General features: G+C 68.0%; 24 protein-coding genes. 17 read left to right on the forward strand and 7 right to left on the reverse strand.

Annotated elements, in window-relative coordinates; genetic code table 11:
- From MLGJGCBP_RS20320 to MLGJGCBP_RS20350, 7 genes are all read left to right on the forward strand, one after another.
- Nucleotides 1-957: amidohydrolase family protein (locus tag MLGJGCBP_RS20320; RefSeq protein ID WP_160097753.1), on the forward strand; the 957-nt coding region annotated here is incomplete at its 5' end.
- Nucleotides 954-1,697, forward strand: a complete 744-nt coding sequence (locus MLGJGCBP_RS20325) for an iron-sulfur cluster assembly protein (protein ID WP_087558602.1) — start codon at nt 954-956, stop codon at nt 1,695-1,697. The genes MLGJGCBP_RS20320 and MLGJGCBP_RS20325, both read left to right, overlap by 4 nt.
- Nucleotides 1,694-2,719 (forward strand): NAD(P)-dependent alcohol dehydrogenase, encoded by a 1,026-nt coding sequence (locus MLGJGCBP_RS20330; protein ID WP_087558603.1) that lies wholly within the window; start codon nt 1,694-1,696, stop codon nt 2,717-2,719. The genes MLGJGCBP_RS20325 and MLGJGCBP_RS20330 overlap by 4 nt, the downstream gene beginning before the upstream one ends.
- 46 nt (nt 2,720-2,765) lie before the next feature.
- Nucleotides 2,766-4,415, forward strand: a complete 1,650-nt coding sequence (gene groL, locus MLGJGCBP_RS20335; protein WP_160097754.1) for a chaperonin GroEL — start codon at nt 2,766-2,768, stop codon at nt 4,413-4,415.
- Between the two features lie 102 nt (nt 4,416-4,517).
- On the forward strand, nt 4,518-4,853 hold the full coding sequence (locus tag MLGJGCBP_RS20340) for a putative quinol monooxygenase (RefSeq protein WP_160097755.1): 336 nt from the start codon (nt 4,518-4,520) through the stop codon (nt 4,851-4,853).
- On the forward strand, nt 4,850-6,220 hold the full coding sequence (locus MLGJGCBP_RS20345) for an FAD-binding oxidoreductase (protein ID WP_160097756.1): 1,371 nt from the start codon (nt 4,850-4,852) through the stop codon (nt 6,218-6,220). Before MLGJGCBP_RS20340 ends, MLGJGCBP_RS20345 begins: the two co-directional genes overlap by 4 nt.
- Nucleotides 6,221-6,501: 281 nt before the next feature.
- Nucleotides 6,502-8,250: a sigma-54-dependent Fis family transcriptional regulator gene (locus tag MLGJGCBP_RS20350; RefSeq protein WP_160097757.1), complete on the forward strand. Its 1,749-nt coding sequence runs from the start codon at nt 6,502-6,504 to the stop codon at nt 8,248-8,250.
- Nucleotides 8,251-8,290: 40 nt separating this feature from the next.
- Here MLGJGCBP_RS20350 and MLGJGCBP_RS20355 read toward each other — a convergent pair whose 3' ends face one another.
- Together MLGJGCBP_RS20355 and MLGJGCBP_RS20360 are read right to left on the reverse strand one after the other, a co-directional pair.
- Complete coding sequence (locus MLGJGCBP_RS20355) at nt 8,291-9,208, reverse strand: DMT family transporter (RefSeq protein WP_160097758.1); 918 nt, start codon at nt 9,206-9,208, stop codon at nt 8,291-8,293.
- A 36-nt stretch (nt 9,209-9,244) separates the two neighbouring features.
- The gene (locus MLGJGCBP_RS20360; RefSeq protein ID WP_160097759.1) at nt 9,245-9,874 is read right to left on the reverse strand and encodes a TetR/AcrR family transcriptional regulator; all 630 of its coding nucleotides are present in this window, start codon (nt 9,872-9,874) and stop codon (nt 9,245-9,247) included.
- A gap of 254 nt (nt 9,875-10,128) precedes the next feature.
- Between MLGJGCBP_RS20360 and MLGJGCBP_RS20365 the strand changes: the two genes are divergently transcribed.
- The 7 genes from MLGJGCBP_RS20365 to MLGJGCBP_RS20395 all read left to right on the forward strand — a co-directional run bounded on the left by MLGJGCBP_RS20365 (nt 10,129) and on the right by MLGJGCBP_RS20395 (nt 18,159).
- Nucleotides 10,129-10,962 (forward strand): SDR family NAD(P)-dependent oxidoreductase, encoded by an 834-nt coding sequence (locus MLGJGCBP_RS20365; RefSeq protein WP_160097760.1) that lies wholly within the window; start codon nt 10,129-10,131, stop codon nt 10,960-10,962.
- Nucleotides 10,959-13,031, forward strand: a complete 2,073-nt coding sequence (locus MLGJGCBP_RS20370) for an acetate--CoA ligase family protein (protein ID WP_160097761.1) — start codon at nt 10,959-10,961, stop codon at nt 13,029-13,031. The genes MLGJGCBP_RS20365 and MLGJGCBP_RS20370 overlap by 4 nt, the downstream gene beginning before the upstream one ends.
- Nucleotides 13,032-13,050: 19 nt before the next feature.
- A complete protein-coding gene (locus tag MLGJGCBP_RS20375) occupies nt 13,051-14,250 on the forward strand; it encodes an acyl-CoA dehydrogenase family protein (protein WP_160097762.1) in 1,200 nt (399 codons plus the stop codon).
- Between the two features lie 4 nt (nt 14,251-14,254).
- The gene (locus MLGJGCBP_RS20380; protein ID WP_160097763.1) at nt 14,255-14,983 is read left to right on the forward strand and encodes an enoyl-CoA hydratase/isomerase family protein; all 729 of its coding nucleotides are present in this window, start codon (nt 14,255-14,257) and stop codon (nt 14,981-14,983) included.
- A gap of 74 nt (nt 14,984-15,057) precedes the next feature.
- Nucleotides 15,058-16,467 carry an MFS transporter gene (locus MLGJGCBP_RS20385; RefSeq protein WP_160097764.1) on the forward strand — a complete coding sequence of 470 codons (1,410 nt, stop codon included), beginning with the start codon at nt 15,058-15,060 and terminating at the stop codon, nt 16,465-16,467.
- A 161-nt stretch (nt 16,468-16,628) separates the two neighbouring features.
- Nucleotides 16,629-17,003, forward strand: coding sequence for a nuclear transport factor 2 family protein (locus tag MLGJGCBP_RS20390; protein WP_012690605.1), 375 nt, complete (start codon nt 16,629-16,631; stop codon nt 17,001-17,003).
- A gap of 70 nt (nt 17,004-17,073) precedes the next feature.
- Nucleotides 17,074-18,159, forward strand: coding sequence for a DUF6777 domain-containing protein (locus MLGJGCBP_RS20395; protein ID WP_160097765.1), 1,086 nt, complete (start codon nt 17,074-17,076; stop codon nt 18,157-18,159).
- A 13-nt stretch (nt 18,160-18,172) separates the two neighbouring features.
- Here the strand turns inward: MLGJGCBP_RS20395 and MLGJGCBP_RS20400 are convergent, their stop codons facing one another.
- On the reverse strand, nt 18,173-18,979 hold the full coding sequence (locus MLGJGCBP_RS20400) for a CPBP family intramembrane glutamic endopeptidase (RefSeq protein WP_160097766.1): 807 nt from the start codon (nt 18,977-18,979) through the stop codon (nt 18,173-18,175).
- A 185-nt stretch (nt 18,980-19,164) separates the two neighbouring features.
- Here MLGJGCBP_RS20400 and MLGJGCBP_RS20405 point away from each other — a divergent pair, with 185 nt between their 5' ends.
- Both MLGJGCBP_RS20405 and MLGJGCBP_RS20410 read left to right on the forward strand, forming a co-directional pair.
- A complete protein-coding gene (locus tag MLGJGCBP_RS20405) occupies nt 19,165-20,307 on the forward strand; it encodes a TIGR03364 family FAD-dependent oxidoreductase (protein ID WP_160097767.1) in 1,143 nt (380 codons plus the stop codon).
- Between the two features lie 42 nt (nt 20,308-20,349).
- Complete coding sequence (locus tag MLGJGCBP_RS20410; protein ID WP_160097768.1) at nt 20,350-21,051, forward strand: phosphonatase-like hydrolase; 702 nt, start codon at nt 20,350-20,352, stop codon at nt 21,049-21,051.
- 33 nt (nt 21,052-21,084) lie between these two features.
- Here MLGJGCBP_RS20410 and MLGJGCBP_RS20415 read toward each other — a convergent pair whose 3' ends face one another.
- Complete coding sequence (locus MLGJGCBP_RS20415) at nt 21,085-21,840, reverse strand: GntR family transcriptional regulator (protein ID WP_160097769.1); 756 nt, start codon at nt 21,838-21,840, stop codon at nt 21,085-21,087.
- 122 nt (nt 21,841-21,962) lie between these two features.
- On the opposite strand from MLGJGCBP_RS20415, the gene MLGJGCBP_RS20420 reads away from it, so the two are divergent.
- Complete coding sequence (locus MLGJGCBP_RS20420; protein WP_160097770.1) at nt 21,963-22,925, forward strand: alpha/beta fold hydrolase; 963 nt, start codon at nt 21,963-21,965, stop codon at nt 22,923-22,925.
- Here MLGJGCBP_RS20420 and MLGJGCBP_RS20425 read toward each other — a convergent pair.
- The 3 genes from MLGJGCBP_RS20425 to MLGJGCBP_RS20435 are packed head-to-tail and all read right to left on the reverse strand — an operon-like array spanning nt 22,906 to nt 24,817.
- On the reverse strand, nt 22,906-23,112 hold the full coding sequence (locus MLGJGCBP_RS20425) for a hypothetical protein (RefSeq protein WP_201453148.1): 207 nt from the start codon (nt 23,110-23,112) through the stop codon (nt 22,906-22,908). The two genes, MLGJGCBP_RS20420 and MLGJGCBP_RS20425, sit on opposite strands and share 20 nt — an antisense overlap.
- Nucleotides 23,109-23,954 carry a DUF692 domain-containing protein gene (locus MLGJGCBP_RS20430; RefSeq protein WP_160097772.1) on the reverse strand — a complete coding sequence of 282 codons (846 nt, stop codon included), beginning with the start codon at nt 23,952-23,954 and terminating at the stop codon, nt 23,109-23,111. Before MLGJGCBP_RS20430 ends, MLGJGCBP_RS20425 begins: the two co-directional genes overlap by 4 nt.
- Entirely contained in the window at nt 23,951-24,817 is an 867-nt protein-coding gene (locus MLGJGCBP_RS20435) for a TIGR04222 domain-containing membrane protein (RefSeq protein ID WP_160097773.1), read from the reverse strand. Before MLGJGCBP_RS20435 ends, MLGJGCBP_RS20430 begins: the two co-directional genes overlap by 4 nt.
- Nucleotides 24,818-24,885 lie beyond the last annotated feature (68 nt).

Below are 24,885 nucleotides of genomic sequence, written 5' to 3' on the forward strand. Positions count from 1 at the left end.
CAGTTCATCGACTGCTTCTACGACTACCACAAGAACCTCAGCCCCGAAGAGGTCGTGTGGGACTACGACACCTACACGTACTACGGCAGCGAACGCTTCGAGCGTGACCTCTTCGTGGACGGATACGTCGACCACGCGATCTTCCAGGCCACCCTGCTCAGCGACTTCTACCACAAGGGATTCGGGCAGACGGACGAAGCGCTCGCCCTGGTCGCCAAGAATCCCGGCAAGCTCACCTACAACCACGCCTACGACCCGCGCCACGAGGAGGCCGGCCTCGAACAGCTCCGCAAGGACGCGGACCGGATGAACCTGCAGGGCGTCAAGCTCTACACCGCAGAATGGCACGGCGACTCCCGCGGCTACAAACTCGACGAACCGTGGTCGCGGCGCTACCTCGAAGAATGCATCAAGCTGGGGATCAAGAACATTCACGTTCACAAGGGCCCGACGATCCGCCCCCTCGACCGTGACGCTTTCGACGTTTCCGACGTCGACAAGGTCGCCACCGACTACCTGGACCTGCGATTCGTCGTCGAGCACGTGGGTCTGCCGCGGCTCGAGGACTTCTGCTGGATCGCCACCCAGGAGTCGAACGTGTACGGCGGTCTGGCAGTGGCATTGCCGTTCATCCACACCCGGCCCCGCTATTTCGCCCAGGTCATCGGTGAACTGCTCTACTGGATCGGCGAGGACAAGATCCTCTTCGGCAGCGACTACGCACTGTGGACCCCGAAGTGGCTGATCGAGAAGTTCGTCGACTTCCAGATCCCCGAGGACATGCAGAGCGAGTACGCCCCGATCACCGTGGAGCAAAAGCAGAAGATTCTCGGTCTCAACGCGGCAGCGCTGTACGACATCGATGTTCCCGCCGACCTGCAACTGGCCGAGCCGGCCGGACAGGAAGGTGTGGAGGTCGCCGCCGGGGCGCGCGAGCCGGAATCCGTGCCGTCATGACCGCCGTCGTCGTCTGCACCGAACACGACGTCCTGATGGCCCTGTCGACGGTCACCGACCCGGAACTGGACGAACCCATCACCGATCTCGGGTTCGTCCGGTCGGTCACCCTCGACGACGACGGGGTCACCGTGCACCTGCGGCTGCCCACCGCGTTCTGCTCGCCGAACTTCGCCTACCTCATGGCTTCCGATTCCCTCGACGCGCTACGCCTGATCGAGGACATCGGCGAGGTGCGGGTGCTGCTCGACGACCATCACGACAGCGACAAGATCAACGCCGGCCTCGCCGCCGACGCCGGATACGTCGGGACGTTCGGCTCCGAGGCGGAGGACAGTCTGCACGAACTGCGTCGAATGTTCCGGTCCAAGGCGCACGCCGCCGCGATGGAACGGTGCGTCGAGGCGCACCTGAAGACCACCGACCTGGGGGTGAACGAGATCTACCGGCTCACTCTCAGCGACCTCGCTCCGGGAAAGGCGAAGGCCGCGTTGCTGCGTCGCCGGATCGGCATCGGGTTGAGCATCTGCCCGGCCAGTCGGGTGTTCGTCGACGACGACGGCAAGCGCATTCCCCCGGAATCGGTGCCGATGCGGCTGCGCTTCGCCAAGTCGGTGCGCATCTCGATGGAGGGCAACGCCCACTTCTGCCGCGGACTGCTCGCCACCCGCTACGCCGACAGCGAATCCGTCGGCGCCACGCCGCGAATCACCAACCTCAGAACCAGGAGCCCGCGATGAAGGCCGTGCAAGTGGTGGGATACCACACCAAACTGCAGCTCACCGACATTCCCGAACCCACTGTCGAGGGCCCGCTCGATGTCGTCGTGCGCATCGGCGGCGCCGGCGTGTGCCGCACGGACCTGCACATCCTCGAGGGGCAGTGGGAGGAGAAGTCCGGTGTCGCACTGCCGTATACGATCGGCCACGAGAACGCCGGCTGGGTCCACGCCGTGGGCGATGCCGTCACCAACGTTGCGGTCGGCGACAAGGTGATCCTGCACCCCCTGATCACGTGCGGGCTGTGCCGGGCATGCCGCTTCGGTGACGACGTCCACTGCGAGAACAGTCAGTTCCCGGGCATCGACGTCAACGGCGGCTACGCCGAATATCTCCGTACCACCGCACGCAGCGTGGTGAAGATCGACGATTCGCTCGAACCGGCCGACGTCGCCGCACTCGCCGACGCCGGACTGACCGCCTACCACGCGGTTGCCAAGGCCGCGAAGACGACCCGCCCCGGGGACGTGTGCGTGGTGATCGGGGCCGGCGGCCTCGGCCACATCGGCATCCAGGTCCTCAAGGCCATCTCCGGCGTCACCGTGGTCGTGCTCGACCGCAACCCCGCGGCCGTCGAACTGGCCGTGAAGATCGGCGCCGACCACGGCATCGTCGCCGACGGCACCCACATCCAGCAGGTACTCGACCTGACCGGCGGACACGGCGCCGAGGCTGTCGTCGACTTCGTCGGCGAAGGTGGCGCCACCCGGGAAGGCATCGCGATGCTGCGCCGCGCCGGGAACTACTACGTCGTCGGATACGGCGAGAACATCGACGTCCCGACCATCGATGTGATCTCCACCGAGATCAACTTCATCGGAAATCTCGTCGGCTCCTACAACGATCTTCAGGAGCTCATGACCCTTGCCGCCCAGGGCAAGGTCACGTTGCACACCACCCGATACCGGCTCGAGGACTTCCAGCAAGCCCTCGACGATCTCGATGCCGGGCGGGTCCGCGGTCGGGCGATTCTCGTCCCGTAACACGCCGCATACTCCGCACAAGAAAAGCACGAAAGGACCATCAGCCATGGCAAAAGAGCTGCGGTACAACACGGACGCCCGAGCCCGACTCGAGCAGGGCGTCAACGCCCTCGCCGACGCGGTCAAGGTGACCCTCGGCCCCAAGGGGCGCAACGCGGTGCTCGAGAAGCTCACCGGGCCGCCGACCATCACCAACGACGGTGTGACCATCGCGCGCGAGATCCAGCTCCGCGAACCGTTCGCGAACATGGGCGCCCAGCTGGTGAAGGAGGTGGCGATGAAGACCAACGGTGTCGTCGGCGACGGCACCACCACCGCAACCGTGCTCGCCCAGGCCATGGTCCGTGAGGGGCTGCGCTCCGTCGAGGCCGGAGCCAACCCCATGCGGGTCCGTCGCGGCATCGAACGAGCCGTATCCGTCGTCGTCGACTCCCTCCGCGAGCAGGCCAGCCAGGTCGGGGGCCAGAGCGATCTGCAACGCATCGCGACGCTCGCCGCCAGCGACGACGACGTGATCGGACACGCCATCTCGAAGGCCGTGGACTACGTCGGCAAGTCCGGAGTCGTCACCACCGAGGAGAGCGACACCCTCGGGTTGTCCGTCGACATCGTCGACGGCATCGAGTTCGACCACGGCTACACCTCGGGATACATGGTCACCGACCCGGAGCGGATGGAAGCGGTCCACGCCAATCCGCTGATCCTGCTGACCAACAAGAAGGTCACCCAGGTCCAGGAGATCATGCCGGCCGTCGAGGTCGCCAAGCGTGCCGACCGGCCGCTGGTGGTGCTCGCCGAGGAGGTCGACGGGCCGGCCCTGCAACTGCTCGTCGGTGGCAACATGCACAAGACGATGCAGTCGGTGGTCGTCCGGGCCCCCGGTTTCGGGCACCGCCGGGTCGCCGAGCTCGAAGACCTCGCGGTGGCGCTCGGTGGGCACGTGATCGCCAAGGACACCGGCATCGAACTGTCCGAGGTCAGCGTCGAGCATCTCGGGTCGTGTGACCGGATCACGGTGACCGAGAACGAGACCACGATCGTCGGCGGCCACGGCGACCAGCGCCTGCTCGACGCCCGCATCGCCCAACTCGAATCCCAGCTCGAGCGTGCCAAGATCGAGGCGGACCAGGAAAGCCTCGAACTGCGCATCGCCCGGCTCACCGGGCGGGTCGCCGTCATCCGCGTCGGCGGCGCGACCAGCGTCGAACTCAAGGAGCGGATGCTGCGCGTCGAGGACGCCCTCGCTGCCACCCGCGCCGCGGTGGAGGCGGGCATCGTGTCCGGCGGTGGCACCGCGCTGGCACAGTCACATCGGGCACTCGCCGACCTCGACCTGTCCGGAGACGAGGCCATCGGGTGCGACGTCGTACGCCGCGCCCTCGCCGAACCGCTGCGCTGGATCGCGATCAACGCCGGATTCGACGGCGATGACGTCGTCGAGGTAGTCGCCGGTCTGCCGCTCGGGCACGGATTCAACGCCCTCACCGGTGAATACGGGGACATGTTCGACGACGGCGTGATCGACCCGTTCAAGGTCACCCGCGCCGCGCTCGAAAGCGCGGCCTCGATCGCGGCACTGCTGATCACCACCGAAACCGCTGTGGTGGAGGAGGTCATGGGCAATCCCGGCGCCATCATGGCGCCCGGATTCGGCGATCTCGCCGAAGGCATGGTCCGCCCGTCGAACATCTACTGACGCAGCCGAGTGGGTCGCCGTCCTGCGGGCGGTGACCCACTCCCCTGCTCGAGCGCCAACCCACCGCTGCGGCCCCGTATACCCGAAAGAAAGTGAAGCATCGTGATTTTTATCGTCGTGAAGTTCAAAGTCCTCGACACGCATCAGAACGACTGGCTGCTCGTCACCAAGGAGTTCACCGATGCGACACGATCCGAACCGGGCAATCTCTGGTTCGAGTGGCACCGCAGCGCCGACGACCCCGCCGTATTCGTGCTGATCGAGGCGTTCCGGGACGGGCAGGCCGGTTCCGACCACGTCGCCGCCGACCACTTCCGGAAGGGACTGGACGCGATGCGTCCCGCGCTGAGCGAGACACCGCGCATCATCCACACGGAGATTCCGGGGGAGGACTGGTCGCGGATGGGAGAGCTGGAAGTCACGCAGGCCAAGGTATGACGGTCGTGACGACCGGCCCCGTCGCGGATCTGGTCGCGGAACTGGGCGATGCCGCGGTGACCGACAGCGACACCATGCTCGCCTACACCCGCGATCAGGCGTTGCTCTGCCCGTCCGGGCTTCCGCTCGCCGTCGTCCGCGCCCGGACCGTCGACCATGTTGTCGCGACTCTGAAAACCGCGCACCGACATGGTATTCCGGTCGTGACGAGGGGTGCGGGCACCGGTCTGGCCGGCGGGGCCAACGCGATCGACGGCTGCATCGTGCTGAGCACCGAGAAACTCGACCGCATCCTCGCCGTCGACGAACAGTCCCGCACCGCCACGGTCGAGGCGGGCGTGATCAACGGCGACCTCGCGACCGCGGTGGCAGAGCGCGGACTGTGGTACGTCCCCGACCCCGGGAGTCGCGCCATCTCCACGATAGGCGGGAACCTCGCGACCGACGCGGGCGGCGCGTGCTGCGCAAAGTACGGGGTGACCGGCGACCACGTCGCGCGGATCAAGGCGGTCCTCGCGGACGGCCGGATCATCCACACCGGGGCCGTCACCCGCAAGAACGTGGCCGGTTTGAATCTGACTCGACTGCTGGTCGGGTCCGAGGGCACCCTGGCGGTGATCGTCGAGGCGACCGTGCGGCTGCGCCGGGCCCCGGCCCACACGGCCACCGTCGTCGCGGCCTTTTCCGATACCGTCCAGGCCGTCGACGCGGTGCTGGCAATTCAGGCGGTGGCCGACCCGAGCCTGGTCGAACTCATGGACCGAACCACCATCGCGGCCGTCAACGAGATGACCCACATGGGTCTCGACGAGACGGCAGGCGCGCTGCTGCTGATCCAGTGCGACGGTGACGCCGCCGCGGCGGAAGCCCAGCGCAGCGCGAACGCATGCCGCGCCGCCGCGGCCACCGAGCTGTACGTGAGCACCGACGCCGCCGAAGGTGACGCTCTCATGCAGGCGCGCCGCGTGGCGCTGACCGCCCTGGAACGCCGCGGCAGCACCCTGCTCGACGACCTGGCCGTACCGGTCCCACGGTTACCGCACATGCTCGACGCCATTGCCCGGATCGCCGACCGCCACCGCCTGCTCATCGGCACGTTCGGGCACGCCGCCGACGGGAACCTCCACCCCACGATCGTGTTCGACGCGGCCGACCCCGACGCCGCCGACCGGGCCCATCGGGCCTTCGACGAGATGGTGACGCGATGTCTGGCGCTGGGCGGATCGATCTCGGGCGAGCACGGCGTCGGCAGCCTCAAACGCCGCTACCTCGAACCCATGATCGGCTCGGTCGAGAGATCCCTGATGACAGGGATCAAGGCGGCGTTCGACCCGACCGGAATTCTGAACCCCGGCCGCGCGATATGACGACCACGACCCTGAATCCGCCCCACCCCGCGACGAAAGGCCCCCACCATGACAGCGCACCCCGGCCGGCGGCGCGGCCGTCCCCGCACTGACCCCGGGCCCCCTCCGGTGCCGGGCACCCTCACGCAGGCCGACCTCGCCAGCGTCCTCGAAGTACTGACCGGTATCCGGGCGACGGTCGAACCTCCATCGACAACCGTCTCATATTGAGACGCGTCTCACATCGAGACGACGTACGCTCGGGTGCATAAACGTGTGGAGAAACGGGGCGTAAACACGGCATGACCACCAAGGACCTGCAGAAAGCGCGCGAGCTGTTTCTCGCCGACAACGATCTCGACAGCTCCGTTCGCCAACCCATCTCGTTCTCGTGGCAACGATCGAAGTCGCTCAAAGTGAGCCCTGATCAGCTCGACCTCCCGTTCGTCCGCGAGCCGAATCTGGACTGTCCTCTCGCTGCGGCTGCCGAACCCGTGTTGCGACAGCTCGCGGACGGCCTGGTCGACGAACCCGTCAGCGTGATCCTGACGTCGGCTGACGGAGTGATCTTGACCAGGATCGCCGCCAGCCGACGACTCAATCGCACACTCGACGACGTCCAACTGATACCCGGTTACAGCTACTCGGAAGAATTCGCCGGCACCAACGGGATCGGCACCACCCTGGAAACCCGCCAGCCCACCCTCGTGACGGGCGCCGAGCACTATGCCGACTGTCTCGGGCAATTGGCCTGCGCGGGTGTCCCGATCACCCATCCGATGTCCGGCACGCTCGTGGGGGCACTCGATCTCACCGGCTGGGTAGAGGACGGGGGTCCGTTGCTGGCCACCCTCGCCAAATCCGCCACCGCTCAGATCGAAGGCCGTCTCCTGGCGCAGGCCAGCGCCGACCAGACGTCGTTGCTCAACGCGTATCTCAAGGCGTGTCGCCGATCGCCGCAGACCGGGGTGCTGGCGCTCGGAGACGATGTCGTCCTCGTCAACCGGCGACTTCGTGTGGCGCTGGACGCCCAGGATCAGGCAGCGCTACTCGAACACGCCGTCGACCTGAGCAGCGTCAACGCCACCTATCGGCATATCGTCGCTCTGCCCAGCGGTCAGACGGCGAGGTTGTCTTCGATCGAGGACTTCGGGCTCGGAGCCCGCAGGCCGATGGCCTTGTTCTACGTACATCTCCTCGACGTCCGCACCTCATCTGTCGCCTCTGCACCGGCAAGCACCGTGCTTCCCGGTGTCACCGGCACCAGCGCGTCCTGGCGCCGCACTTGCCAGCAGATCGCTCGCTGCGCACGCGAGCAACAGTGGGTCATCGTGTCGGGCGAGCCCGGAAGTGGCCGCGGATCCGCTCTCAAAGCTGTTGCCATCGAACATGTTCCCATTCGGACGCGGATCTTCACGGCTGCCGAACTCTCCGAGGACAGCGCCGTGCTACCGGCCCTCGAACAGGAACTCGACCAGGAACGGTTCAGTGTCGTCCTGCGCGACATCGACCTACTCAGTGAGGCACAGCAGCGGGTCGTCGCCGACCTGATCCAAGGGCGCGAACATGCCGGATGGATCGGCGCGACCATCGGCGGCACAGGTCACAACACCGATCTCGACGCACTGCTCCTTCCCCATTTCAGCCACACCGTCACGATGCCGGCCCTGCGCCATCGCATCGACGATCTGCACAGTCTGGCACCGCATCTGCTACGACAACTCGGTCGCGGCGCGGAGCTGTCCCTCTCGCCTGCGGCAATGCGCCAACTCTGCAAGTACAGCTGGCCCGGAAACGTCACCGAACTCCGGCAGGTCCTGCACGAGGTCGTCCAACGCCAGCGCTCCGGTGTCGTCGAAGTCGACCAGCTGCCCCCGATGTGCCGGGCCCTGAGCCGGCACACCCTCACCCAGATCGAAGCCCTCGAACGCGACGCCATCGTACGCAGCCTCGAAGAGAATCACGGCAACAAGAAAGCCGCGGCAACAGCTCTCGGCATCTCGCGCGCCACGATCTACCGCAAGATCAAGGAATTCGGCATCGACGTGTGAGTGGGCTTCGCCCCCGTGAGTACTTATTAACCACGGGCGGTTAACAAGTACTCACGGGCGCGGAGCGCACGACGGCGAAGGGAAGGGCCGCGGACGCGAGGAGGACGACGACCATCCCGGCCCACTGAGCTGGGGACAGTTGCTCGCCCAGCAGGACCTGTGCGGCGAGCACCCCGACCACCGGTTCGAGCAGTCCGAGGAGGGCGACGGACGCCGATCCGAGTGCGCGCACGGCGATGAAGGAGCAGCCGATTCCGATGGGCATCAGGAGGAGTCCCTGGATCAGGATGGACCCCCACCCGCTGGGTGCGAACGTCCAGGACTGTCCGTCGACGACGGCGATCGCGCCGGTGGCGATTCCGGCGCCGAGTGATGCGAGTGCGCCCGCGGCGACGGGGCTGACCTGGTGCACCCATCGTTCCCCGACCACCAGGTACAGCGCGTATCCGGCGGCGCTGAGGAGGGCGAGCACGGCCCCGTTCACGGCGACGGCGGAGGTGCCGGCGCCCGCGACGAGTGCGATGCCGCCGGACATCGCGACGGCCAGCACCAGCTGACCGCGGTTGATCCTGTTCCGGGTGACCACCCAGACGAGTGCCATCACGAACAGCGGGTAGATGTGGACGATGACGACCGCGATCTGGGCACCGGTGACCCGCACGGCCGCGAAGAAGCACAGCAACTGGATGCCGAACAGCGGGCCGCAGACGCAGCACAGTCCGACAGCGGACTTCCACGTGACGTCCTTCAGCCGTCCGGTGGACCAGGCCAGCAGGAACAGCAGTGCGGCACCGACGAGGCTGCGGAGGCAGACGAGGACGGCCGGTGACACGCCGCCGGCGTAGCCGATCGCGGCGAACGTCGGGGTGAGTCCGTAGGCGACCGCGGAGGCCGCACCGCATCCCCAGGCGACCGCACTGCCACCGCGCGTCCGCTGTTCTGTGGAGCTAGCGACCATGGGACCGAACGCGCCGGGTGGCCCGCGAAGGCCGGGTCACCATTTGCGCGGCGCGACGAGTTCGTCGTGGACGAACTGCACGAGTACCTCTTTCATCGCGGCGACGGTCATGTTCGGTGCGCCGGTGAGGACCTGGATGGCGGTCCCGTCGGTGAGCGCGGTCAGCCGCTGCGCGATGGTCTCCGGGTCGACGTCGGTGCGGAAGATCTCCTGCCGTTGTCCGCGCCGGACGATCTTGACGACGGTCTCGTGCCAGCGCGCGTAGTACGTGTTGTGGAAGGGGCGGAGTTCGGGCCGGAGCGTGGCCTCGGCCCAGAATTGCAACCAGATGGACCACTCGTCGCGCAGCGGCCCGACTCGGGGTAACTGCATGTCGATCAGGCGGAGCAGGCGTTCGTGGGCGTTGTCGATCGCCTTCAGTTCGCGGCTCTGCCGGTCGAAGGCGTTGTCGATGGCGTGGCGGAGGGCCGCGGTGAGGACGTCGCTCTTGCCTGGGAAGTAGTAGTGCACCGCCCCGGTGCTGGTGCCGACGACCTGGGCGATGTCGGAGATGCGGACCGAGTGGTATCCGCGCTCGGCGATCAGTTGAGCCGCAGCATCGAGTATCGCCGTTCGGCGCGCGTCCTCGGTGAGTTGAGCGGTCACTGTCCCTCCTTCGATTGTCATCTGACTGATCCATCAAATCATACGGAGCAAACTGACGCATCAGTCAGACACCCGAGTCCGGACACCGAAATCGCCAACGGCTGGTTGGAACGCGCATAACGGCAGGTAATCACTTAGAAATAGTCTAGCTCCACATCTGAGTGTCGGATCAGTTTCGGCGAAAGCCTTGACATCTGTGGGCTGGATCACGGTATAACTGATGCATCAGTCAGACCCCATTGGTCGGAACGGTAGCGACGAGAGGCGAACGCTCGATGGAATGTGAGAACCCAGGTGGAGGCGCCGGGCAGGTGCTACGCCCCGACGTCCATCGCGGGCGGGTGGCACTGATCACCGGTGGAGGCACCGGGATAGGGCGCGCGATCGCACTGGACATGGCGCGGTGTGGAGCCGACGTCGTGATCAGCGGCCGCAGGCCCGAACCCCTCGAGAAGACCGTCGCCGAGATCGAGGCACTGGGCGGACGAGCGCTCGCCGTGCCCGCGGACATTCGCGAAGAGGAGCAGGTGACCGCCCTGGTCGATCGGGCCCTGGAGCGGTTCGGTCGCGTCGACGTCCTGGTCAACAACGCCGGCGGTCAGTTCGCGGCGCCGGCCGAGGACATCACGAGCAAGGGATGGCGCGCCGTTCACCGTCTCGCCGTCGACGCCACCTGGGCCGTCACCCGGGAGGTCGCCGTCCGCGCGATGATTCCGCGGCGGTCGGGATGCATCTTCTTCATGGCGTTCTCCCCGCGCCGGGGAATCGCATCGATGGTCCACGCGACGTCGGCCCGTGCGGCCCTCGAAAACCTCGCCTCCGGCCTGTCGCTGGAGTGGAGCCGGTACGGAATCCGGTCGATCTGCATCGCCCCCGGCACCATCGCGACGGAGGGCATGGAGGAGAACTACACGGAAGAGGCCCGCGCGCAGTGGACGTCCGCGGTGCCGCTCGGACGTCTGGGCACGGCAGAGGACGTGTCCGGAGTCGTCACGTTCCTCGCCTCGCCCGCAGGCAGTTACGTCACCGGGACCACGCTGGTGATCGACGGCGGTGCCGACGCCTGGGGCACCGGCCATCCCGCTCCGAAGGTCGAGGAGATCCGATGAGCGCGATCGCGGACCGCGACCTCACGGCACTGTTCGATCCGCGCTCGGTCGCGGTCCTCGGTGCGAGCAACGACGAAACCAAGTACGGCAACTGGATCAGCGTGCAGGCGCTCCGGATGACGGACCACCGGTCCGTCCACCTCGTCAACCGGCGCGGCGAGCGCATCCTCGGTCAGCCGTCGCTCCGCAGCCTGTCGGAACTCGACGAACGGGTCGACCTCGTCGTCATCACCGTTCCGGCACAGGGTTTCGAGGAGGCTGTCGACGACGCCCTCGCAGCCGGCGCCACCGCGATCGTCGGTGTCACCGCCGGCTTCGCCGAACTCGGCGCTGCCGGAAAGGCAGTGCAGGATCGGGTGGTGGCGCGGGTCCGGGCGGCCGGAGCGGTCCTCCTCGGGCCGAACTGCCTGGGTGTGCTGGACTCGAGCACCGCGCTGACGCTGGCGTCGAACCCGCTGCCCGCCGGACGCGTCGCGCTGCTCTCCCAGAGCGGCAACATGGCACTCGAACTCAGCCAGTTCCTCGAGGCCCGCGGACACGGGTTTTCCCGCTTCGCCTCGCTGGGGAACCAGGCGGACCTCGGCGCCGCCGACCTCATCCGGTCGTGCGTCGAGCACGACGACACCGAACTCATCGCCGTGTACTGCGAGGACTTCGGCGACGGGCGGGCATTCGTCGATGCCGCCGCTCAGGCGTCCCGCGCCGGGAAACCGGTGCTGCTGCTGACGGTCGGCGGCAGCGAGGCCTCCATCCGCGGGGCGCAGTCCCACACGGGGTCGCTGACGTCTGACAGCGCGGTCATCGACGCGGCCTGCCGCGCGGCCGGGGTGTACCGGGTGTCGAGTCCGCGGCAACTCGCGGACGTCGCCGCGACACTGCTCGGGTACGGACCCGCGGCGGTGCGCCGGGTCGGTGTCGTTGCCGACGGCGGCGGGCACGCGGGTGTCGCGTCCGACGTCGTGGAGGCCGCCGGACTCACGGTTCCGGAGTTCCCCGCCGACATCAGCGGCGCATTGCGCGATCTGTTGCCGCCGTCCGCCGGAGTGACCAACCCGGTCGACCTCGCGGGCGCCGGGGAACAGGACATCACCTCGTTCGTCTCGGTTCTCGACACCATCCTGCAGAGTCCGGCGGTCGATTCCGTCCTTCTCACCGGGTATTTCGGTGGCTACGGCAGTTACGGCGAGAACCTGGCGCGCAAGGAGATCGAGACCGCTCGTGCGATGGCGGAAACGGCCCGGGCCCACGGCAAGCCGGTCGTCGTGCACACGATGCATCCCGACAGCGCCGCGGCGCGGGTGCTCGCGGACAGCGGGGTCCCGGTCTTCCGCGCGGTGGAGGACGCGGCCGGTGCGCTCGGTGTCCTCGCCGAAACCACTGCGCCGCAACATCGGGCGAGTGCGGACAGCCTGCCGTCCGCGCCGGTGACCACCGACGCGTACTGGGATTCGCGTGAGCTGTTCCGCGACGCCGGGGTCGAATTCCCCGCAGCACGCCTGGTGCAGAATTGTGCCGAGGCAGTGGCGGCGGCCGAAACCGTCGGATTCCCGGTGGTCCTGAAAGCGATGGGTCTGCTGCACAAATCCGACTCCGGCGGCGTTGCCCTGGGATTGGGGTCGGCGGAACAACTCGCCGACGCGTTCACCCGCATGGACGCCTCGCTCGGAGCGTCCGCCTACTGCGTCGAGGCGATGGCCGACCTGAGTGAGGGGGTCGAACTCATCGTCGGGGTCCAGACCGACCCGCGGTTCGGTCCGGTGGCCATGGTCGGTCTCGGCGGAATATTTACCGAGGTCCTCGCCGACGTCTCCTTTGCGCTGGCGCCGGTCGACGCGGAGACCGCCCGCGGACTGCTCGACAACTTGCGGGCGTCCGCTCTGCTCCGAGGGGTGCGGGGCAGGCCGCCGATCGACATCGACGCCGCCGCGGACGCCATCGCCGCGATCACGTCCGTGGCCACCGCGCACCCCGAGATCGCGGAACTCGAGATCAACCCCCTGCTCGTCACCCCGAAGCAAGCCCTCGGACTCGACGCGCGCATCGTCCTGAACCCATCGAACACCAACTGACACAAGGAAGTTCTGAACCATGGAATTCGCATACAGCCCCCGCCTCGCCGACCTCAAGGAGCGCGCCCGCGCCCTGACCGACACGATCATGCAGTTCGAGGACGAGTGCGAACGCAACAACGGGATCTCCGACGAATCCCACGCCACCATCAAGGCGGCCGTCCTCGCATCGGGACTGCAGGCGATCAACACCCCCGTCGAATACGGCGGAGCGGGACTGACGGTACTCGAGCAGGCCGTCGTGCAGGACGAACTCGGCAAGCTCACCAATGCGCTGTGGGACACGGTGTGGCGGCCGGCGAACCCGCTGACCCACGCGACCCCCGAACAGCGGGAGCGCTACCTGATTCCCGGCGCCCGCGGCGACCGTCGCGACGCCGTCGCGATCTCCGAGGCCAACGCCGGTTCGGACTTCTCCGCGGCGAGCACCACCGCGACCCCCGACGGCAACGGCGGCTACATCATCAACGGCGAGAAGTGGTTCGTCACAGTCGGTGACGTCGCCGACTACCTCATCGTGCTGGCCAACGTCGAACCCGATCACGCCGCGACGATCTTCCTGATCGACATCGACACACCGGGTGTGAAGATCAAGCACATCCCCCGCTACACGCACACGTTCGTCTACGAGCACCCCGAGTTCACGTTCGAGAACGTGCGCGTCGGCGCGGACGCCGTGCTCGGTGGCATCGGACAGGGCCACGACCTCACCCGCGACTGGTTCACGGAGGAGCGGCTGATGATCGGCGCGCGCACGATCGGTGCGGCCGAGCGGGCGCTGACCTTGGCCGTCGACTGGGCGCGGGAGCGGGTGCAGGGCGGCGAGCCGCTGATCAATCGTCAGCTGATCCAGGGCATGATCGCCGATTCCGTCGTGGACATCACCACCAACCGGGCACTCACCCACCAGGTGGCGTGGGAGTTCGACCAGGCCGATCCGAACGACGCCGACCTGCGAAAGACCCTGCACGCCAAGGCTGCGACGGTGAAGCTCGCCGCGTCCGAGGCGTCCAACCGGGTGGTGGACCGGGCCGTCCAGATCTTCGGCGGCCGCGGCTACATCCGCGACTACCCCGTCGAGCGGCTGTGGCGCGAATTGCGCGTCGACCGCATCTGGGAGGGTACGTCGGAGATCCAGCGCCTGGTCATCGCGAACGAAGCCAACAAGCGCGGTCTCGAGAACCTCCTGTCCTTCCGCTACGAGGCCGGGGAGAAGTAACACCATGCCGACCGAGAACGCCGGAACCGTCGACGTGCGCCGGGACGGCGACGTCGCCGTCGTCACCCTGCGGCGCGAACAGAAGCGGAACGCGCTGTCCACGCACATGGAAGCGGCACTGCTCGCCGCGCTGGGCTCACCCGAGGTGAAGTCCAGTCGGGCCGTGGTCGTCACCGGGGGCGACTCGGTGTTCTCGGCCGGCGCGGACGTCACCGAACTGCGGGAGATGACGCCGGAGGCGATCGCCGAGTACTACCGGACCTCGGGGTCGGTGTACGAGGCGGTCGCGGCGCTCCCGCAACCCACCGTGTCCGCGATCACCGGCTACTGCCTCGGCGGCGGCCTCGAACTGGCCCTCGCCACCGACATCCGGGTCGCCGACCCGGCCGCGGTCTTCGGATTCCCGGAGATCGGCATCGGAATCCTCCCCAGCTCCGGCGGCGTCACCCGCATCACCCGCATCGTCGGGGCCGGCCGTGCCCGCGACCTCGTCCTGCGCGGCCGGCGCTTCGATCACACGGACGCCGAACGCTGGGGCATCGTCAGCGAGATCGCCCCTCCGGCGGAGCACGTGAAGCAGGCGCTGAGCATCGCGCACGAACTCGCGGCGTATTCGCCTCTGGCGCTGAGCATCACCAAGCAGGTGCTGGACGTCAGCGCGGACGCCCCGCACCACGCATCGCTGCTGCTCGAGCAACTCGCCTACTCGGCGCTGAACAAGACAACCCCTTAGCGGTACCGGCCGAGTGCGGCCGACTCGACCGCCACCCCGAGGGTGACGGCACCAATCTACGTAGTGGAGACGACATGAGTTCCTTCGACGTGATGGACAGACCCGCCAAACGCGGGTTCCACACCAAGCTCCTGATCGCGTGCTGTGGCGGACCATTCCTGGACGGGTACGTCATGAGCATCATCGGCGTGGCCCTGCTCGGCGTGCACGAGCAGCTACACCCGACGACGGCCGAGGCAGGGTTGATCGGCGCGGCCTCGCTGATCGGTATCTTCTTCGGCGCCACCGTGTTCGGCTTCCTCACCGACCGGATCGGCAGGGAGAAGATGTACGCCCTCGACCTGGTGGTGCTGGTCGTCGCGTGCGTGCTGTCGGTGTTCGTCCAGTTGCCGTGGCAGCTGATCGTGCTGCGGTTCGTCATCGGCGCGGCCATCGGTGCGGACTACCCCATCGCCACCTCGCTCCTCACCGAGTTCACCCCCACCAAGAAGCGCGGCGCGATGGTCGGGATGTCCGCCGTCGCCTGGTCGGCGGGCGCCGTCGCCGCCTACGTGGTCGGTGCCCTCGTCGTCGGCATCTCCGGCGGCAACGACCACTGGCGCCTGCTGCTCGCGTCGAGTGCGGTGCTGGGTCTGATCGTGATCCTCGTGCGCCGCGGAATCCCGGAGTCGCCGCGCTGGCTCCTGAAGAACGGCCGGGTGGCGGACGCCGAGGCCGTGGTCGAGCAGATCTACGGCGAAAAATTGGACCTGAGCACGGTCACCCTGGAAGACACCGCCGACCAGCCGAAGGCGGACATCAAGATCTACTTCCGGGGTCAGTACCTCGCCCGGCTGATCATGTGCAGCGCCCTGTATCTGGCGGTCGTCACCCCGCTCTACGCGCTGCTGACGTTCCTGCCCACGATCCTGTCCGGATTCTCGATCTCCGGCGACGGTTCCGCGGGGCTGATCGTGGAGACCGTCATCATCGGACTCATCGTCGCCGGATCCATTCCAGCGCTGTTCCTGGTCGAGAAGTGGGGCCGGCGCCCGATCGCGGTGATTCCGTTGGCACTGATGGTGATTCCGTTGGCCGGGTTGTGGTTGTGGGCGGACGGGCCGCTCTGGTTCATCGTCGCCGCCTTCTGCGCTTACGCGTTCATCTCCGGTGGTCCGAGCATCCTGGTGTGGATTTATCCCAACGAACTCTTCCCCACCGAGTTCCGGGCCACGGCCGTGGGCATCGCCACCGCCGTCAGCCGGTTCGGCGCCGCTACCGGCACCTACCTGCTGCCGCTGAGCATCTCCTCGCTGGGCACCGGCACCACGATGCTGTTCGGGGCGGTCCTGACGGCGGTTGCGTTCGTGATCTGCTTCTTCATGTCGCCCGAAACGAAGGGCAAGTCGCTCGAAGAGGTGTCGTCCGTGGCCGCTTCACCCGTGACGGGGACGAGCGCTCCGCGGATGGAGAAGCTGGAGGAGGCGTCCGCGCCGCGAACCTGAGAGATCGACACTTTCCGCCCCTGCCGACTTTCGCTCCCGTCGGCAGGGGCGGACCCCGGTGCGGCCACGTCCCGCTGCCTGGGAAAAGGGGCTGCCCACCGGCGGCGCGCTGCGCTACTCTCACGGCTAGAACACGTTCTATTCGACTGAGGAGTCGCATCATGGCACCGTCCGCAGAAGACATCCGCAAGACCGTCGAGAGGTACATCGAGGCGGTGGCCACCGGGACCGCCGACGACGTCGTCGCGCTGTACGCCGAGGGCGCCACCGTGGAGGATCCGGTGGGTACCGAGCCGCGGACGTCGGTGGAATCACTGCGCGAGTTCTACGGGGTGATCGAACCGCTGAAGCAGACCGGCGAACTCCTGACGCTGAAGATCGCCGGCAACTCGGCGGCGTTCCACTTCTCCCTCGTCACCGACCTCGGTGAGCAGAAGCTCGAGATCGCGCCGATCGACGTCATGACCTTCGACGACGACGGCAAGATCACGTCGATGCGGGCGTTCTGGTCGCAGGAGGACATGATCACCAGCTGACCGAAAGCCGGGCCGGCAACCACACCGCAATACGGCCCGGCCGATCGGCGACTGTGCCTACGATGACGGGGTGGCCACCGACGACGCCGGGCGGGCTGCACGGCGTGCCCGACGCAGACGAGTCGTTCGAGCCGGTACGCGCCCCGGGCGCGCACCGCGTAGCTGGCTGGCGGTCCTCGGAGCCCTGACCGCGGCGATGACCGTGGCCTGCTCCTCCGGTTCCGGAGGCCACCCCGACCCGGTCGACCTCGATCGGGTCACCGACCAGGGACAACTTCCGTGGACGGAGGTGCTTCTTCCACCGCAGACACCGACGACGGTTCCGTTCGGCCCGCCCGGAACGGATCTGCCGGGCGAGCCCCGGGCCGCCGGTATCCGGGTGGTCGGCGACCGCGCCGGACTCTACGGCGGAAGCCCCGACCGGGTGCTCTGCGACCGGCAGCGTCTCGTCGACGACCTCGAGGGGGATCCTGCGAGGCTGGAGGCCTGGTCGAGTGTGTTCCAGGTCGACGACGTGCGCAATTACGTCCGGACCCTCACCCCCGTCCTCCTCCGCGCGGACACCCGCGTCACCAATCACGGCTTCGACGACGGCCACGCGACTGCATTCCAGTCGGTGCTCCAGGCCGGGACCATCGTGCTGATCGACGACCACGGCGTTCCCCGCGTCCGGTGCATGCGCGGCAGCCCGCTGCTGTCCCCGGTGGTGAACCAGGACGCCGAAGTCGAGGGCGATCCGTGGCCGACATTCCAGCAGGACCGGCTGTACGTCGTGCAGCCCTCCAACCTGGCGATGACCGAAGTGTCCGTGGTCGACCTGATGACCGGGGGATTGTCGACGGTGCCGATCGGCTCCGGCCCACAGCAGCCCGCGGAGCGCGCGAACCCGGTAGCTCCCGTGGAAATCCAGGCGCCCGTGGTCGATTCACCGCCCGCCGTGGTGCAGCAGGCCGCTCCCCGGCCCGCGCCCGTCCCCTCCCCGGAACCCGCGCCGCCGCCACCACCGCCCCCGCCGCCGGCACCCGTCGCCGTGCCGCCGCCCGCACCCGAGCCGCCGGTGTACAACCCGCCGCCCGCGCCGGTGCCCGCTCCGCCGCAACAGATTCAGGTGCAGATACCGGGTCTGCCGCCGATCGTCATCCCGATTCCGAACTGACGCCCGCGCTCCGTCAGAGGACGAGAAGGGCCGCGTGCGCCACGACCGCCTGGGTGAAGAGCGTCCAGTCGTTGATGATGTGCGCGCCCGTCGAGACGCACAGGTTCTTGGTGCGGATGTAAGCGAGCGTGAGCACCAGCCGGGCCCCGCCGATCACGATGAACGCCTGAGCGAAGTTCCAGTCGTAGGTCGGGAGATGTGCGGTGCCGAACCACACCGCGCTGATCAGCCAGGCCAGGACGATCGCCGTCTTCCGGGACAGCCTCGCCTTGGCGACCAGGAAGTACATCAGCGCGAGGAACGGGACGATGGTGAAGACTTCCTCACCGACCAACTGGATCCCGGTTCCCACGTAGAACGCGACCGTGTCGAGCGCACCACCCTCACCCGCATCGTCGACGGCCTTGTTGGACGCCACCCCGAACAGGGCCTGCACGACCAGCGCCAGTGCGAACGTGACGGCCAGGTTCAGCAGCGCAAAGCCGATCATCGTGAGGACGTCGCGGCCGCGCACCTTGCGGAACAGCGCGGTCCAATGTTCGTGCGTCACCAGCGCCAGGACGGCGAGCGGGATGCCGACGAACAGAATCCGCGGAATCAGCGCCACCAGATTGCCGGGTTGCGGGATGAGGACCAGGGCCGCGAAACCGACAACGACGGACGCCCACATCAGAATCCACTGCCGCGCCGAGAGCGCGGTGGGCGTCCCGTCGTAGAACGGGAAGTCGGCGTCGTCGCGGCGCTCGATCAGGGGTCCGAAGTGGTCGCCGGGCGACGGTTCGTAGACGGGGACGGAACTGGATCCGGAAGCACCACTCATCGATTCGTCCCTCTGCGGTGGGTAGACGCGAGAGGCAATCTTCGCAGCAACCGCCTGTCGGTGCCACCCGGCGCGCCAGCTGTACTCGCAACGGACGGTGAACGGACGGAAACGTATCAATACCTGTGGTGAATTCAAACAACTTGTATTGACAAGTTGAGCGTCCGGGGGCCAAGGTGGAATTCATGACACATCAACGACGCCACGACGTGGTGGTTGTCGGCGCCGGAATCCTCGGTCTCGCGCACGCCTACCACGCGCATGATCGCGGTCTGTCGGTAGCAGTGATCGATCATGCCGACCGAATAGCGGGCGCATCCGTCCAGAACTTCGGTCACGTCTGCATCACCGCCCAGTCAGGGGGCGCCCGCGACTACGCTCTGGCCGGCCGGGAGCACTGGCTCGATCTGTCACGTAAGGCGGGGTTCTGGTCCTCCGAGTCCGGAACGTATTGTGTGGCACGGCACGACGACGAGATGGCCGTCCTGGCCGAGTTCGCGGACAGGCGCGGACCGGCCGAGGCGAAGTTGCTGCCGCGCGAACGGATCCTCGCCGCGCTCCCCGTCTCCGGCAGTCGCGTCGTCGGCGGAATGTACATGCCCGGCGACCTCCAGGTGGACCCGAGGGGAGCGGCACCCGCCGTGGCACGCTGGCTCGACGCGTCCGGTGTCGACTTCTTCTGGCGCACCGCCGCACTCGGATTCGGCCCCGGAGTGGTCCACACCTCACGGGGCGATCTTCATGCAGGGACGGTGTTCGTCACCGTCAACCACGACATCGACCGGCTGTTCCCAGAATCGGCCGAGCGCCGGGGGCTCCTGCAGTGCCGGCTGCACATGCTGCGCGCGAGGATGCCGCTGCCCGCACCGTTGCCCGCACCGCTGTTCACCGGTTGGTCGCTCGTGCGGTACCGCGGTTTCGCGGATCTGCCCGCGACGGCGGCACTCGCGGCGCGGTTGCGCGAGGAGTACCTCGACTACGCCGACCTCGACCTCAACCAGATGTACAGCCCGCAGCCGGACGGTTCGATCCTGCTGGGCGACACCCACATCCGTGAGGTCTCGGCGGAGCCGTTCCAGTCGGAGCGGGGGTTCGACGTGCTGATCCACGAGGCCGTCGCCCTGTTCGGCGTCTCGGACGTCACCGTCACCGAGCGCTGGCAGGGCGTGTACAGCTCGGCCCCCGACTCGGAGTTCCTGATCGAGGAGCCCATCGACGGGGTGCACATCGTGACCGTCACCACCGGCATCGGCATGACGACCGGCTTGGGTCTGGCGAAGGACCGGATCGACCACATCTTCGGCCGCGAAGCCGCACCAGCGAACTAGCTATCCCACAAACACATTCACCGAAAACCGAGGAACACGACAATGGGAACACAGCACCGGGACATCAGTCTCGTCGTCTTCGACATGGCAGGCACCACCGTGGAGGACAGCGGGCTGGTGCAGCAGTCCTTCCTCGCCGCGGACGCGCACGCCGGGCTGTCGAAGACGGACGACGACCGGCAGCGGATGCTCGAGTACGTCTCCGACACCATGGGCCAGTCCAAGATCGTCGTCTTCCGCCACCTCAGCAGCGGAAACGAGGAACAGGCGCAGGCCGCCAACAAGGAACTCGAACGTTGCTACGCGCAACTCGTCGACGACGGCCGGTGCAGCCCCGTTCCCGGCGCCGAGGAACTCCTCGGCTCACTGCGGGAGCAGGGCATCAAAACGGCGCTCACCACCGGGTTCGCCCACGGGACGCAGATGTCGATCATCCGTGCGCTCGGCTGGGAGAACGTCGCCGATGTCGTGCTCTGCCCCGGCGACGGCGTCCGCGGCCGCCCGTTCCCCGACATGCCGCTGACCGCGCTGATGCGCACCGGCGCCCCGTCCGTGCAGTCCATGGTGGTGCTCGGCGACACCACCTCGGACATCACCACCGGCCTGCGCGCCGGAGCCCGCGCGTCCGTCGGTGTGCTCACCGGCGCCCACGACGCCACTCAACTGTCCGAGGCCGGGGCCACCCACGTCCTCGACAGCGTCGCGGACCTGCCCGGTCTGCTCGACCGGCTGCGCAGCACCTGATCCCCCGCGCCGGAATCGCATGCCGGCCGTCGACTAGAGGTTGTTGCCCTCGCCCGACGGGCCCCGCGGGTCGACGGTCCGGGCGTTCACGATGCTGAAGGCGACGAGGTCGGGCCGGTACCGGTCGTCCGCGTACTCGAAGATGTCGCCGTGCTGATCCCGCGACGTCCGGCGTTCGCGCAGCAAGGGGCTGCCGGGGGCGATGCCGAGATGTTCGGCCTCGACCTCGTCCGCGGCGACGGCGTCGAGCACGTGCTCCATCGATTCGAACCGGACGCCGCGGGAGGTGAGGTAGTCGGTGATCGACCCGGAGTCGATGTCGATCTCGAACAGCAGCGAGCCGACGCGGCCGGTGAACGTGCTCCGCTCGAGCATCGTCGGTTCGCCGTCGAGTAGTCGGACGCGGAGAACCTCGACGACGAAGTCGTCCGGGGCCGCTCCCAATGCGGCGGCGGCAGGCTCGGACACCCGGCGTCGGGCGATCTCGAGCGTGCGGCTCCCCGCGGTGCGGCCGGTGCGGCGCGCCCACTGGGTGAACGGGGTGAACGTGTCGAGGGTCTGCGTGATGTCGTGGCTGCGGACCACGGCCGGCTTGCCCTGGGACAGCTGGATGAGCCCCTCGTTCTTCAGCGTCGCGAGGGCCTGGCGCACCGGGCCGCGCGACACCTCGAATTCTGCGCACAGCATGCTCTCGCTCGGCAGTGACTCGCCCACCGCGTACCGCCGCTGCATGATGCGCTGCCGGAGCTGGACCGCGACGAACTCATGGCGGGAGCGTGCCTCCACCATTGCGCATCACCCCACTTCCCCGGCCGGTCGACGGTTACCACTGCGAATCAAGTGCATTCTAGTGGCGTCGCCGTTACGGTACACTGCGAGAACGCGTTCCAGCCGGTGGAGGGATTCGGATCATGGCGACGTCGACGGAGCGATCGGTCACGGTCGACGGATTCCGTTGGCAGATCAGCGAACTGGGTGAGGGTCCGCCCGTGATTCTGTGCCACGGGTTCCCGGGCCTCGGATACAGCTTCCGGCACCAGATGCTGGCCCTCGCGGCGTCCGGGTACCGCGCGATCGCCCCGGACATGCCCGGCTACGGCGGCACCGACGTGCCCCGCGACGTCGACGACTACACCAACGAGCGGGTGTCGGACGCACTGATCGGCCTGCTCGACGCCCTCGGACTCGACCGTGCCGTGTTCGTCGGTCACGACTTCGGCGCTCCGGTCGCCTGGACCGTCGCGCTGCGTCACCGCGAACGAGTGTCCGGGCTGGTGCTGCTGGCCGTTCCTTACATGCCCGACCGATTCCCGCTGCGCCCATCTGAGCTCTATGCGTCGCTGGCGCGCAAGCACTTCCTGCACATCCACTACTTCCAGAAGCCGGGTGTCGCCGACCGCGAACTCGACGGCGACCCGCGCGGCTTCCTGCAGCGGCTGTTCTACGCATTGTCGGGCGACTACCGCTACCTGGACATCTGGCAGCACCCGTCGGAGGGCAACGGGTACCTGGACGTGCTGCCCGACGCCCCACCCCTGCCGTGGTCGTGGCTGACGGAGGAGGAGTTCGAGCACTACGTGGAGGTCTTCACCCGGACGGGATTCACCGGCGGCCTGAATTGGTACCGGGCGTACGACGCCAACTGGGAACGCTCCGCGAGAGTGCGGGTTGCCCAGATCGCGGTGCCGACGTTGTTCGTGGCCGGTGCGAACGATCCCGTCGTCGCGATGAGCGGTGCGCAGGCACTCGACCGGATGCGCGACACCGTCCCCGACCTGCGCGGCGTTCACCTCCTCGAGGGCGCCGGCCACTTCGTTCAGCTGGAACGGGCCGAAGAGGTGAACGAGCTGCTGCTCAGCTTCGTCGGAGGCTGAACAGGCCGAACAGGCGCCGCCGCGCCGGTGCGGGCAGTGCGCCGGGCTCCCCGGCCCCACCGGACCGCTTGCGCAGCAGGGCCTTCGACGCGGTGCCGAGTGCGTCGCGGTCGAATCCCTCGGGCGGTTCCCCCGCCGCGACGAGAGCCCGCACCAGCGCCGCCTGCCGATCGGCCAGGCCTGTCACGACAGGCTCCAATCGGCGCCCCGGGTGATCCGCTCGAAGCCGGCCGCGTCCGCTATCGCATCCAGTTCGCCGAACAATTCCGAGGCGGGCGGGTAGTTGCCGTCGCGCTCGAGCATCATCGCGGGAGCACCCCCGGAAGCCCACTGCCGGACCAGGTCCAGCACCTCGACGGGCACCGGGTCGGTGTGGGTGTCGTGGTATGCGCCGTCCCGTTCGGACCCGCCTGCGACGTGGCAGTACGCCACGCGTTCGACGGGGAGCCGACGGAGTTCCTCGGCGGCGTCGCGGCCGCGGTTCCGGGCGTTCGCGTACACGTTCGCGATGTCCAGCAGCAGGTGAACCCCGGTGCGTTCGACCAGTTCGGCAAGGAACTCGCCCTCGGAGTACTCGTCGTCCGGCCAGTCGAACAGGGCCGCGATGTTCTCCACCGCCAGGGGCACCGGCAAACACTCCTGCGTGCGCCGGACGTTCCGCACCAACACGTCCAGGGCCTCCGCCGAGCGCGGCACCGGCAGCAGATGCCCGGCCTCGAGACCGCCCGCCCGCACGAACGCGACGTGCTCGCTGACGAGCGGCGCCCCGAGCGCGTCGGCGCACCGCGCGAGGTGGTCGATCCGGCGCTGCTCGACGGGCTCGGCGCCACCCAGCGACAGTGAAATGCCGTGCGGGACGACGGGAACCCCCAGCGACCGCAGTTCGTCCGGAACGCCGACCCCGCGTCGGCGGGCGGGCAGCGATTCGGCGATCACCTCGCAGAACCGCAGGCCGTCGAGCCGGCCGATGATCCCGCAGATCTCCGGCCGCCAGCCGATGCCGAGGCCCGACTCGATCAGTGCGGTCATCCCCCGCACCCACCGCCACCGCAGCCACCTCCGCCGCCGCAGGAGGAAGAGCTATCGCCGCCGCTGCCACCGCCGCCGCCGCTGCTGCTGTCGGAGAGGCCGGCCGCGCTCGCGAACCCCGGCGAGAACAGGGCGACGGATCCCATCCCGAACAGTGCCGTCGACAGCGCGATCGGCGTCGGACCGTATGCGGTCAGGGACGGGCGCATCCGCGGCGACAGGTACGAGTGTTCGCGGCGCAGTCGCTGCAATTCCGCCGTCCCCTGTCGCGTCCTGCGGCCGGTCCGGCGAACCAGTTCGCGCGAGGCCGCCAGTAGCACCACCGCGACCAGCAGGAATCCGATCGGCTTGCCCGCGGCGAATCCGGCGACGAGGCGTGCGACGCCGATGGCCATGACGACGAGGATCGGGATGGTCGCCCGGCGGTTCCACGTCTTCTGCTCGGGTCCGGTGAGCAGTCCCTGCGCGACCAGAGTGAACCGCAACTCGTGGAGTGGGGCCTGCAACCGGCCCGGGAGGCGAACGTTGCCGAGCGCGCCGCGACCGGAGGCGAGTTCGTCGTAGACGGCGCGCGTGAACCATCCGAGGGCGTTGTCGGGGACTCCCCACGCCCGCAGGATCGTGCCGTCGTCGGAGATGATGCCCGCTCCCCGCAACAGCGTCAGGGATGCGGCGATGGCGCGATCATCGCTGGTCAGCATGCCGGTCTGCACCGGATCGAGGCGAACACCGGCGGTCGTGGCGGGAGCGTTGCCACTGGAACGGAGGAACAGCGCCAGCCCGACCGAGAGCACGGCGGCGGCCACGTAGATCACCAGGAACGTCTCGCTCGGTATCCCCCACGTAGCGGATTCGTTGTACATCACACACCACCTTTCAACCACGTTGTCCGACAGTCGATCTCAGTATCAGTACGAGTGTCCCACACGCA

This window comes from Rhodococcus sp. T7 (assembly GCF_009872365.1).
GTDB lineage: Bacteria > Actinomycetota > Actinomycetes > Mycobacteriales > Mycobacteriaceae > Rhodococcus_F.

What these genes read in the sequence shown, in the direction of transcription:
- MLGJGCBP_RS20325 (WP_087558602.1), top strand. Translation starts at nt 954, where the DNA reads ATGACCGCCGTCGTCGTCTGCACCGAACACGACGTCCTGATGGCCCTG.
- MLGJGCBP_RS20330 (WP_087558603.1), top strand. Translation starts at nt 1,694, where the DNA reads ATGAAGGCCGTGCAAGTGGTGGGATACCACACCAAACTGCAGCTCACC.
- groL (WP_160097754.1), top strand. Translation starts at nt 2,766, where the DNA reads ATGGCAAAAGAGCTGCGGTACAACACGGACGCCCGAGCCCGACTCGAG.
- MLGJGCBP_RS20345 (WP_160097756.1), top strand. Translation starts at nt 4,850, where the DNA reads ATGACGGTCGTGACGACCGGCCCCGTCGCGGATCTGGTCGCGGAACTG.
- MLGJGCBP_RS20350 (WP_160097757.1), top strand. Translation starts at nt 6,502, where the DNA reads ATGACCACCAAGGACCTGCAGAAAGCGCGCGAGCTGTTTCTCGCCGAC.
- MLGJGCBP_RS20355 (WP_160097758.1), bottom strand. Translation starts at nt 9,208, where the DNA reads ATGGTCGCTAGCTCCACAGAACAGCGGACGCGCGGTGGCAGTGCGGTC.
- MLGJGCBP_RS20360 (WP_160097759.1), bottom strand. Translation starts at nt 9,874, where the DNA reads ATGACAATCGAAGGAGGGACAGTGACCGCTCAACTCACCGAGGACGCG.
- MLGJGCBP_RS20365 (WP_160097760.1), top strand. Translation starts at nt 10,129, where the DNA reads ATGGAATGTGAGAACCCAGGTGGAGGCGCCGGGCAGGTGCTACGCCCC.
- MLGJGCBP_RS20370 (WP_160097761.1), top strand. Translation starts at nt 10,959, where the DNA reads ATGAGCGCGATCGCGGACCGCGACCTCACGGCACTGTTCGATCCGCGC.
- MLGJGCBP_RS20375 (WP_160097762.1), top strand. Translation starts at nt 13,051, where the DNA reads ATGGAATTCGCATACAGCCCCCGCCTCGCCGACCTCAAGGAGCGCGCC.
- MLGJGCBP_RS20380 (WP_160097763.1), top strand. Translation starts at nt 14,255, where the DNA reads ATGCCGACCGAGAACGCCGGAACCGTCGACGTGCGCCGGGACGGCGAC.
- MLGJGCBP_RS20385 (WP_160097764.1), top strand. Translation starts at nt 15,058, where the DNA reads ATGAGTTCCTTCGACGTGATGGACAGACCCGCCAAACGCGGGTTCCAC.
- MLGJGCBP_RS20390 (WP_012690605.1), top strand. Translation starts at nt 16,629, where the DNA reads ATGGCACCGTCCGCAGAAGACATCCGCAAGACCGTCGAGAGGTACATC.
- MLGJGCBP_RS20400 (WP_160097766.1), bottom strand. Translation starts at nt 18,979, where the DNA reads ATGAGTGGTGCTTCCGGATCCAGTTCCGTCCCCGTCTACGAACCGTCG.
- MLGJGCBP_RS20405 (WP_160097767.1), top strand. Translation starts at nt 19,165, where the DNA reads ATGACACATCAACGACGCCACGACGTGGTGGTTGTCGGCGCCGGAATC.
- MLGJGCBP_RS20410 (WP_160097768.1), top strand. Translation starts at nt 20,350, where the DNA reads ATGGGAACACAGCACCGGGACATCAGTCTCGTCGTCTTCGACATGGCA.
- MLGJGCBP_RS20415 (WP_160097769.1), bottom strand. Translation starts at nt 21,840, where the DNA reads ATGGTGGAGGCACGCTCCCGCCATGAGTTCGTCGCGGTCCAGCTCCGG.
- MLGJGCBP_RS20420 (WP_160097770.1), top strand. Translation starts at nt 21,963, where the DNA reads ATGGCGACGTCGACGGAGCGATCGGTCACGGTCGACGGATTCCGTTGG.
- MLGJGCBP_RS20430 (WP_160097772.1), bottom strand. Translation starts at nt 23,954, where the DNA reads ATGACCGCACTGATCGAGTCGGGCCTCGGCATCGGCTGGCGGCCGGAG.
- MLGJGCBP_RS20435 (WP_160097773.1), bottom strand. Translation starts at nt 24,817, where the DNA reads ATGTACAACGAATCCGCTACGTGGGGGATACCGAGCGAGACGTTCCTG.